This is a genomic window from Streptomyces sp. SID1328 (assembly GCF_009865595.1).
Taxonomy (GTDB): Bacteria; Actinomycetota; Actinomycetes; order Streptomycetales; family Streptomycetaceae; genus Streptomyces; species Streptomyces griseoluteus.
The window spans coordinates 1-1,556 of record NZ_WWKH01000622.1 but is presented as its reverse complement, the minus strand read 5'-3'; the positions used below and the strand labels follow the sequence as shown (position 1 = coordinate 1,556).

Annotated in this window: 1 protein-coding gene and 1 pseudogene; one reads left to right on the top strand and one right to left on the bottom strand. The window is 76.7% G+C overall.

The features are described from left to right. A pseudogene (locus tag GT030_RS20090) lies at window positions 1-469 on the top strand (hypothetical protein); the annotation flags it as partial. Between the two features lie 246 nt (window positions 470-715). Here the strand turns inward: GT030_RS20090 and GT030_RS35755 are convergent. Continuing rightward, window positions 716-1,556, bottom strand: an 841-nt coding sequence (locus tag GT030_RS35755; RefSeq protein WP_237522692.1) for a DUF6350 family protein, incomplete at its 5' end; no start/stop codon positions are given.

Genomic DNA, 1,556 nt, shown 5'->3' with positions numbered 1-1,556 from the left:
CGGCGGCTTCGGCGAGCGCCCCGGCGCGGGGCCGGAGGGCCGGGGCGGCGGCGGTACGAGCAAGCAGCGCTGGGACCCCACCGACCCGGCCCAGCGCCGCGCCCGCTACGCCCTGCTGTCCGGCATGTGGGCCGTCTTCTTCGTCCTCCTCGGCTGGCCCTACGTCGCCCTCCTCCTCGGCGCCCTCGCCCTCTACTGGGGCGGCAGCTCCCTGCGCGCCAAGCCCCGCACCCCCTCGCCGGACGAACCCCGGCCGGCCGGCGCCCGCCCCCAGGTCACCGCGGCCATCACCGGCATGATCACCGCCGGCCTGGCCCTCGTGCTGGTCGCCGCGGTCTTCACCGTCCAGCTGGTGTACCGCGACTACTACACGTGCGTGAACGACGCCCTGACCCAGCAGTCGAAGCAGTCCTGCGACCAGCTCCTGCCGGAGCATCTGCGGGGGGTCCTGGGGTCGGCCAACTCCTAGAGGTCCGCTCGGGGGCCGGGTCCGAACCGACCCCGCCCTTGACCGTCCACGGGGTGCGCCTCGGACATGCGGCGGACTCGGGGGCGGGCGGTTCGGGAGCGCCGGTGGTGTCCTCGGCGGTGGGCCGGTACGGGAGGGCCTCGGCCGGATCCGGGGGGTGTCGGGCAGCCGGAACCAAGCGTGAGCGATGGGCCCGGTAGTTGTTCGGCGGCCCCACCCCTGCCCCCGTGCGCCCTTGAGCGCGCGTCAGGCCGAGGGGTTCGGCTCGGCCGGGTCCGGGTCGGCTTCCGGGGCCCGGGTCAGGGCTTCGGCCGGCTCCGGAGCGCGGGGGGCGGCTACCGAGTCCGGGGCCTCCTCGCGCTCGGGTGACGTCGAGTCGTCGGGGGACGGGACCTCGGGTTCGCTCCGGTCCTCGGGTTCGCTCCGGTCCGGGGTCCGGGGTGCGGGGGCCGGCTCCGGGGTGTCCGATTCCAGGAAGTCGTAGAGGTCGTCCTGCTCCGGCTCCGGGGAGGGGGCGGGGAGCTTCGGGGGTGCCTCCGTCGCGTCGGGGGCCTTCGTGCGGGTCGGCCAGGTGCGCTTCTTTGTGCGGCGGGACGGCAGGACGCCTGCGCGGCGGAGGGCGTGGAGGCGCCAGGCTCTTGCGATGAGGGTTGCCGGGGTGCCCAGGAGGAGGAGCCAGAGGGCGGCCGCCGGGCCGGTTCGCCAGGCCACGGGGCCGAACCGGGAGAGGGTCGAGGTGCCCAGCGGGCCACCGGAGAGTTCGGCGAGGAGCGTGAGGGCGAAGGCGCAGAGCAGGGCGGCCAGGGCCAGGACGCCGACGCTTCGTCCCGCCGACCAGTGCAGCCAGGGGCGGCCCCGTCTCACGGCGGCCGCTGCCACGAACCAGCCCGCCGTCACCCCGGCCGCCACCGGCACCAGGCCCGCCGCCCAGTTCAGCGGCGTACCGGCACCAGCGTCGGGCACGGCCGCGAGCAGCGGGAACGGAGGCCGCAGCGGGGCCGGGTCCGAGGCGAGGGGATGCACCATGTGCCCGGCGCCGAGCGCGAATCCGGGGCCGAGCGCGTAGGAGGCCGACCAGAGCGCCGCG